A 7657-nucleotide genomic window follows, 5' to 3' on the forward strand; every position below is an offset into this window, starting at 1 on the left:
GTGAGATTGCTTGCAATAGTGTCGCCCTGAAGGGGCCGCTTTCGCCTGGGAGTTCAGCCTCCCCGATATATCGCCCCAGGCTGACGCGTCCGGCCTTTCGGAAGGATCCGGGCAAGCCGGAAACCAGTCGGCTTCCGGCTTGCCCTTGCCGAGAGTGGCCGCGAATTTAGCTTGATGGTGCGGTGACGGCGCGACAATCAGGGACGTACATCAGGTTCCACCGCCAGGGCAGAGCGGAGCGCCCGGGATGGTTCGGCATTCGAATGCCTCAGCCGAAGGCGAAGTCGAGAAGCAGCTTGACGTTCAGGACGATGATGACGGCGGCGATCACGACCGCGCTCGCCGTCAGCCAGCGCGGCGCGACCAATTCGCCCATCTTCTTGCGCGAGGCGGTGAACATCACGAGCGGCACGACGGCGAATGGCAACTGGAAGCTCAGGACCACCTGCGAAAGGACGAGCAGCTTGCCGGTCTGCCCCTCGCCATAGAGGATCGTCACGACGATGGCGGGGACGATGGCGACGAGCCGGGTCACCAGGCGACGCAGCCAGGCCGGCAGCTTGATGTCGATGAAGCCTTCCATGACGATCTGCCCGGCCATGGTCGCGGTCACCGTCGAATTGAAGCCGCAGCACAGCAGTGCGATGGCAAAGAGCGATGGAGCGATCGACGCGCCGAGCAGCGGTGCGAGCAGCTCATGGGCGCGCCCGAGTTCGGTGACCGCGCTCTGGCCGGCCTTGTGGAAGGTCGCTGCTGCGAGGATCAGGATGGCGGCGTTGATGATCAGGGCGAACATCAGAGCGACGGTGGTGTCGAGCGTCGCGTATTTCAGGGCGTTGCGCTTCTCCGGCAGGCTTTGGCCAAAGGCTCGCGTCTGGACAATGCCGGAGTGCAGGAAGAGGTTATGCGGCATCACGGTCGCGCCGATAATGCCGAGCGCGAGGTAGAGCATGTTGGGATTGGTGATGATGTCGGTCGTCGGGGCAAAGCCGCGAATGACCTGACCCCAATCGGGATCGGCGAGCGCGATCTGGATGGAGAAGCAAAGGGCGATGACGATGAGCAGGGTTATGATGAAGGCTTCGATCCAGCGAAAGCCCTTGTTCTGCAGCCAGAGGACGACGAAGACGTCGAGTGCGGTGATCAGCACGCCGATTTCGAGCGGGATTCCGAAGAGCAGATTGAGGCCGATCGCCGTGCCGATGACCTCGGCGAGGTCGGTAGCGCAGATTGCCAGTTCAGCAAAGATCCAGAGCGACCACGAGACCCAGCGCGGATAGGCGTCGCGGCAAGCCTGGGCGAGGTCTCTGCCTGTCGCGATCGCCAGCCGGGCGCAGAGCGACTGCAGGATGATCGCCATGATGTTGGAGATCAACGCGACGACCAGCAGCGTGTAGCCGAACTGCGCACCGCCCGCGAGCGCTGTGGCCCAGTTGCCGGGGTCCATGTAGCCGACTGCGACGAGGTAGCCCGGGCCGAGGAAGGTCAGGAACTTGCGCCATGGCGTAGCCCTGGCCGAAACCGGGATCGACCGGTACACGTCAAGCAGCGACGGCTCCCCACGCTGGCGCTGCCAGCTGCCTTGCTTCGGAGCGCGGGCGATATCGATCGTCATGACTGACCCCGAATTGCAACTCGTCTGCAAGAGCAAGGTTGCAGTCAGAATGAAGGGCCGTCAATTCAACTGCTACTCGACTACGATAAATCCTGAGACCAAAGTCTGCGCGCCCGACCAAAGGTCTGCGGTCGAGCCAGTTACACTCACGGGTAGACACACTCTTGGATGAGAGCACGCCACCAAGAGAGAGAATCGCAATCGATAGATGTGATCTCCACGTCGAAAATTGGAATACCCGAATTCAGCGTATGGCGACGAGGTTAAATTCCGAAACGGAAAAATCAATAGCCCGCAACAACAAGTATCGGTATCAAAAATAACTCGAACTTGCCGAGTATTCTGCCATCGTAAATGGAGACGAGCTCCTCTCTTATGGCCGGAGCCGCCACGGGTTGTTACTGAACGACGTGTCCGTGGCATGGGGTTCGCGTGCCCCTTTGTCCCTTAGCAGGCGAGGTTATCGGCGCTGCTCCGTCATTGCCAATGCACATGCGAATGATTCTCAGTTAATATGGGCATCGGGAGGAGTCGGATGACGACCGACACAGATGTGCTGATCGCTCATTGCCGCGAGTCGGGGCAGCGGATCACGGGACCGCGCCGGATCATCGCCGATGTCGTCGCGCACGCGCATGATCATCCGGACATATCGGAGCTGCATCGCCGCGTCGCGGCGATCGATCCGCGCATTTCGCTGTCAACGGTGTATCGGACGCTGAAGGTATTTGCTGCGACGGGGCTGATCGAGCGCCACAGTTTCGCGGGCGGGCGGGTTCGGATCGAGCCGGCGGCCGAGCGTCATCACGACCATCTGATCAATGTCGACACGGGCGAGGTGGTGGAGTTCCGCTCGGATGCGATCGAACTGCTCCAGGCGGAGGTTGCCAAGCAGCTCGGTTTCGAGCTGACCGGGTACAAACTCGTCCTCTTTGGACGTCGCACAGCGAAGTCTGACGAACAGGGCGCGCCGCTTCGGCCTAATTGCGAATAAGTTGCAATTGCATTGACTCCCCGAGCTGAGATATGATCCACTTCATGCGAATGGATCGCAGTCGCAAGTTGGGGATCAAGATGATGCGGCGCCGGATTCTTGCGTGGATCGGTTTGGCGCTGGCAGCCGCCTTGGCCCAGGGCGCGCCGGCGAGGGCAGATATCGGCGTCGAGACGCCGTGGCACCCGGCCGCGGCCAGCTATCGCAGCATGATGTTCCTTGGCGATCTCAAGCCCGTGGTCTGGGACCAGATCAGCGCGGCTTACGAGAATCCCCATCCGGCGGCGGCGATTTCGCGCCCGGCCAGAAACTATTTCGAGAGCCTGAAAGGCGGGGCCGCAACCGCGATCGGCAGGGCGATCACGGCAAAGGACCGGCAGGCGCTTTATGAGGCGGCGACGCGGGCGACCTCGCAATTGACGCGCCAGACGCTTGCCGAGGCAGCCGATAGCCTGGCGAGCTCCGGCAAGGCGCATCAGAAGGTGCTGGAGGCGCAGACGCTCTACCGCTCCTTCGGTGAATTCATCGACCAGGCCGATCCGGAAGCCAGCAAGCGGCTCGGCTTGGCCTGGCTGGAGCTGACCAGCAGCGTCGGCTCGCAGGGTGTGCTCGGCTCCGGCGCAGTCGCTCCCGAGCTCGAAGTCTTCGCCGCAGCGCGCAAGGCGATCGAGGACTACCTCGCCGCCAATTTCGAGCCGGAGCGCTTCAAGGCGCGCGAGAGCCTGACGCCGCTGCCGGAAAGCGTCGTCGCCGCCCAGAGCGAGGTCAAGGTCACGCCCTGGCTGCCGCCGGGCAGCAATCTCAACGATCAGGACCCGCTGCCCAAGCTCGTGTTGAATTTCGAGGAGCGCGAGATCAAGGAAACCGATCTTCCGCTGGTTGCCTATGGCGACATGCTGTTCGACAGCCCGCTCATCTTCGGCGAGCCGGCGCGCTCGCTCGGTCTCGCCTGTTCGAGCTGCCACAACCGCAGCGACGTCAACCAGACCTTCTTCATCCCCGGCATCAGCCACCAGAAGGGCGCCATCGACACGCGCGGCTCGTTCTTCAACCCGCTCTTCAACGATCGTCGCCGCGGGAGCCTCGACATTCCCTCGCTGCGCGGCCTGCGCTTCACTGCCCCTTATGGTCGGGATGGCCGCTTCGGCAGCCTGCGTGACTTCACCCGCAATGTCATCGTCAGCGAGTTCGCCGGCAATGAGCCGACGCCCTTCATGCTCGATGCGATGGTGGCCTATCTGCTCGAATTCGATTTCCTGCCCAATGACAAGCTCGACAAGCGCGGTGGCCTCACCGAGAAGGCCTCGGCCTCGGCCGTCCGCGGCGCCAAGCTGTTCCGCAAGCCGTTCCCGCAAATGGACGGCAAGGCCTGCGCCACCTGCCACATTCCTTCGGCCGGTTTTCTCGACCGGCAGGCGCACGATATCGGCTCGGCCAGGCCGAGCTACGAGGGCGGCCGCGACGGCGCCTTCGACACGCCAACCTTGCTCGGCGCCAAGTTCACGGCACCCTATTTCCATGATGGCTCGCTGCCGACTCTGGCGAGCGTCGTCGACTGGTTCAACGACCGCTACAAGCTCAAGCTTCGCAAGTCCGAACTGGTCGACCTGACCGCCTATCTTGAGACCATTGGCGACGCCAACGAGCCCTACCAGAAGTTCGAGGGCCGCAAGACCAAGTTCCGCCTCGACTGGGAGGAACTGACCACCTTCGCCTCGACCTTTGAGACGCTGTTGCCCAAGCGCGACGCCAAACACGCCGACCTGATGCTTGAGACAGTTGCGACCGATCTCGCGGCCGACGCCAGCGGCATGGCCAATGCCGCGGCCAAGCCCAAGGTCTACGAAGTCGCTGGACTTCTCAGTGACATGCGCAAGGCGATCGCTGCTGACGACTGGGCGGCGGCCGAGAAGAGCTGGGCGCGGTTCAAGGAATTCCAGGCCAAGTACGACGAGGAGATGTATTGAGATGACGCGTCTGACGATCGACCGCCGGGCTCTCGTGCTGGCCGGCCTCGCCATCGCGGTCGCACCTCTTGCCCCGGCGCTGGCACAGAAGCGCAAGGAACTGGTTCTCGCCTTCATTCCACAGGAGAACCCGGAGAAGCTGCAGGGCGACATCAAGGTGATCTCGGCCTGGCTCGCCAAGGAGATCGGCGTCCCGGTGCGCGGTTTCGTCGGAAGCGATCACGCCGCTGCGGTAGAGGCCCTGCGCAACAACGACGCCGACATCTCCTTCATGGGGGCACTGCCCTATGTCATCGCCAATACCGAAACCGGGGCAGAGGCCGTGCTGGCCGAAGTCTATCGCGGCAGCCCGACCTATACGGGCCGCATTTTCGTGCGGCGCGACGGCGCCATCGAAAGCTTGGCGGACCTGAAGGGCAAAGCCATCGCCTTCGCCGATCCGATCTCGGAATCAGGCTATCTCTACCCGCTCGACATCTTCGTTGAGAACGGCCTGCTTAAGCGCGGCGAGGATCCCAAGCGCTTCTTCGGCAAGGTCTATTTCGCCGGCGGCTATCAGCAGGCCATGCAGGCCATGCAGGCCGGGCTGGTCGACGCTGCCGGCGTCAGCCAATATGCCGATCTCCTGCTGACGCCGGATCAGCAACCTCAGGTGAAATGGATCGCCGAGTCAAAGCCGATCCCCTCGCATGTGGTCATCGCGCGCAAGGGCCTCGACCCGGCGCTCAAGGCGAAGTTCGTCGCCGCCATGCTCAAGCTCAACGAACCGCAGAACGTCGCGCTGCTGAAGCATGTCTATAGCCCGGATGGTTATGTGGAGGCTGATCCGAAGAGCTTCGACGGCGTCAGGGAACTGGCGAAAGCCTATGGGCTCATGAAGTAGGATCACCGCCATGCCAGGCAGTGCCGTCGCGCTCGACAATCTGTCCTTTCGTTACAAGGGCGAGGATCGGGGCAGCCTCGCGATCACGCAACTGCGGATCGAAGCTGGCGAGAAGGTGGCGCTGATCGGCGCGTCCGGCGCCGGCAAATCGACGCTTCTCAGGCTGCTCGATGGCCGTCTGCGCGCCTTTCGCGGGCACGCCAAAGTGCTTGGCCGGACGCTCGATCCGGCCAGGACACCTTCGCGGGCCTGGCGTTGCAATACCGGCTTCGTCTTCCAGGAGTTCGCACTGGTCGAGCGGGAGAGCGTCCGCCAGAACGTGCTGAACGGGCGGCTCGGACGCACGCATCCTTGGCAATCCCTGCTTGGGCGCTTCAGCGAGGACGACCACGACGCCGTGGAGCGGGCGATGGGCGATGTCGGCATTGACGATCTCGCGGGCAAGCGGGTCGATCGCCTCAGCGGCGGACAGCGCCAGCGGGTCGCCATCGCGCGCTGCCTGGCGCAGGATCCCGCCCTCCTGCTCGCCGACGAGCCGATCAGCAATCTTGACCCGGTAACGGCTCAAGCGGTCCTGGCCCTGCTGCATGATTGCGCGGCGCGGCGCGGCGTGACCCTGCTGGTCTCGTCGCACCAGCCCCGCCTGGTCGCGCGCTATGTCGGCCGCTTCATCGCCCTCGATCAAGGCCACGTCGTCTTCGACGGGCCGCCCGAGGCGCTGCGCGACGACACGCTGACCGACATCTACGAGGAGGCTGGACCCGTTCCGGAACCCGTCTCATGAGCACGCGGGACAGCCTCGCCATTCCCGCAGCCAAGACCGGAGCGCCGCCCCGCGACCGCGGCGGGCGCTCTCCCTCCTACGCGCCCTTCCTGCTCTCGCTGGCGTTGGCTGCGCTGATCATCTGGTCCTGGACTGGCAGCGACATCGAACTCGACCGGCTCGCCAGCAGCGGCGGCCGCATTGCCGATTTCCTCGGACGCATGCTGCCGCCGGATCTCTCGGTGTTGCCCGTCGTGCTCGAATCCTCGGCCGAGACTTTGCGCATTGCCGTGCTCGGCACGTTCGGCTGCGTTGTGCTCTCGCTCGTGCTGGGCCCGCTCGCGGCCGAGACGCTGACACCGCGCTGGCTGCATCGGCCCGTACAATGGCTGCTGGCCACCGTCCGCGGCATTCCGCTTCTCCTGGTCGCGATGCTGATGGTCGGAGCGGTCGGGCTCGGGCCCCTACCGGGCATCCTAGCCGTCGCCTTCCACGCCACCGGCATGCTGGCGAAATTCTATGCCGAGGCGATCGACGGCGTGGATCGGGCACCGATCGAGGCGCTCGACAGCGCCGGCGCGAGCTTCCTGCAGAAGCTGCGCTTCGGTGCCTGGCCGCAGATGGCGCCCGACATCGTCCGCGACACGCTGTTCCGCTTCGAGATGAATCTGCGTGAATCACTCATCCTCGGGGTCGTCGGCGCCGGCGGTATCGGCTTCTATATCCAAGTCTATGTCCGGACCTTCCAGTATCAGAAGGTCGCGACGCTCACCCTCGTCGTCGTCGCCTTCGTCATCCTGATCGAACTCGCGAACGGCATGATACGGCGCATGCTGCGCTGACTCCGGGGAGCTTCTACCAACGGCCCTCATGATTGACCGACATGAGCCCACTCTCGCATTCCGATTGAGGTGATGGTCTTTGGCCGTGCGACGAGGCGGTTCCATGCGTCGCAGACTGCGTCGATGATGCCGTATTAGGTGTCGAAGACGCGGTTGGAGAGCCAGTTGGCGCGCAGATGCTGCCAGACATTTTCAACCGGGTTCAGTTTCGGGGCGCGGGAGGGAGGGAAGATCAAGGTGATGTTTGCGGGCACGACGAGCTTGCCGGTGGTGTGCCATCCGACGCGGTCGAGCAACAAGACCGCATGCGTGCCCTTGGCCACCGTCCTGGCGATCTCGTCGAGATGGGCCTGCATGGCGTGGGTGTCAGCGATGGGGACTTCGCCGAGGCGCCGGCTCCAGAGTCCGCGCTCGGGGCGGCTCGATGTTGGGCGCGGCGGACGGGACCTGGATTCGGCCGATATGGCGGTGTCCGGCGCTCAGGCGCTTCTGGTTCTGGAACGGGCGCACCCCGCGTCCTGGGGAGGCGGGGTTTGAGATCGTCTTGGGAGGTTTGGTTGCGGGGGCCAGATTTGAACTGACGACCTTCAGGG

6 protein-coding genes and 1 pseudogene are annotated in these 7657 nt (G+C 63.8%); 5 read left to right on the forward strand and 2 right to left on the reverse strand.

Annotation, left to right across the window (positions count from 1 at the left end):
- Window positions 1–268: 268 nt before the first annotated feature.
- The gene (locus FG93_RS29120; RefSeq protein ID WP_043241942.1) at window positions 269–1615 is read right to left on the reverse strand and encodes an Nramp family divalent metal transporter; all 1347 of its coding nucleotides are present in this window, start codon (window positions 1613–1615) and stop codon (window positions 269–271) included.
- Window positions 1616–2150: 535 nt separating this feature from the next.
- On the opposite strand from FG93_RS29120, the gene FG93_RS29125 reads away from it, so the two are divergent.
- The 5 genes from FG93_RS29125 to phnE all read left to right on the forward strand — a co-directional run bounded on the left by FG93_RS29125 (window position 2151) and on the right by phnE (window position 7064).
- Window positions 2151–2609, forward strand: coding sequence for a Fur family transcriptional regulator (locus tag FG93_RS29125; RefSeq protein WP_052514345.1), 459 nt, complete (start codon window positions 2151–2153; stop codon window positions 2607–2609).
- A gap of 83 nt (window positions 2610–2692) precedes the next feature.
- Entirely contained in the window at window positions 2693–4576 is a 1884-nt protein-coding gene (locus FG93_RS29130; protein WP_244448767.1) for a cytochrome c peroxidase, read from the forward strand.
- A gap of 1 nt (window position 4577) precedes the next feature.
- Window positions 4578–5459, forward strand: a complete 882-nt coding sequence (locus FG93_RS29135) for a phosphate/phosphite/phosphonate ABC transporter substrate-binding protein (protein ID WP_043241943.1) — start codon at window positions 4578–4580, stop codon at window positions 5457–5459.
- Window positions 5460–5469: 10 nt separating this feature from the next.
- Window positions 5470–6243, forward strand: coding sequence for a phosphonate ABC transporter ATP-binding protein (locus FG93_RS29140; RefSeq protein ID WP_043241945.1), 774 nt, complete (start codon window positions 5470–5472; stop codon window positions 6241–6243).
- Window positions 6240–7064 carry a phosphonate ABC transporter, permease protein PhnE gene (gene phnE / locus FG93_RS29145; RefSeq protein ID WP_081881984.1) on the forward strand — a complete coding sequence of 275 codons (825 nt, stop codon included), beginning with the start codon at window positions 6240–6242 and terminating at the stop codon, window positions 7062–7064. The genes FG93_RS29140 and phnE overlap by 4 nt, the downstream gene beginning before the upstream one ends.
- Window positions 7065–7090: 26 nt before the next feature.
- Here the strand turns inward: phnE and FG93_RS29150 are convergent.
- Window positions 7091–7429: pseudogene (locus FG93_RS29150) on the reverse strand (transposase); the annotation flags it as partial.
- Window positions 7430–7657: the final 228 nt, after the last annotated feature.

The sequence above is a fragment of the Allobosea sp. LC85 genome, assembly GCF_000735605.1.
GTDB lineage: Bacteria > Pseudomonadota > Alphaproteobacteria > Rhizobiales > Beijerinckiaceae > Allobosea.

Coding starts and splice junctions, on each gene's coding strand:
- FG93_RS29120 (WP_043241942.1), bottom strand. CDS start 1,615: ATGACGATCGATATCGCCCGCGCTCCGAAGCAAGGCAGCTGGCAGCGC.
- FG93_RS29130 (WP_244448767.1), top strand. CDS start 2,693: ATGCGGCGCCGGATTCTTGCGTGGATCGGTTTGGCGCTGGCAGCCGCC.
- FG93_RS29135 (WP_043241943.1), top strand. CDS start 4,578: ATGACGCGTCTGACGATCGACCGCCGGGCTCTCGTGCTGGCCGGCCTC.
- FG93_RS29125 (WP_052514345.1), top strand. CDS start 2,151: ATGACGACCGACACAGATGTGCTGATCGCTCATTGCCGCGAGTCGGGG.
- phnE (WP_081881984.1), top strand. CDS start 6,240: ATGAGCACGCGGGACAGCCTCGCCATTCCCGCAGCCAAGACCGGAGCG.
- FG93_RS29140 (WP_043241945.1), top strand. CDS start 5,470: ATGCCAGGCAGTGCCGTCGCGCTCGACAATCTGTCCTTTCGTTACAAG.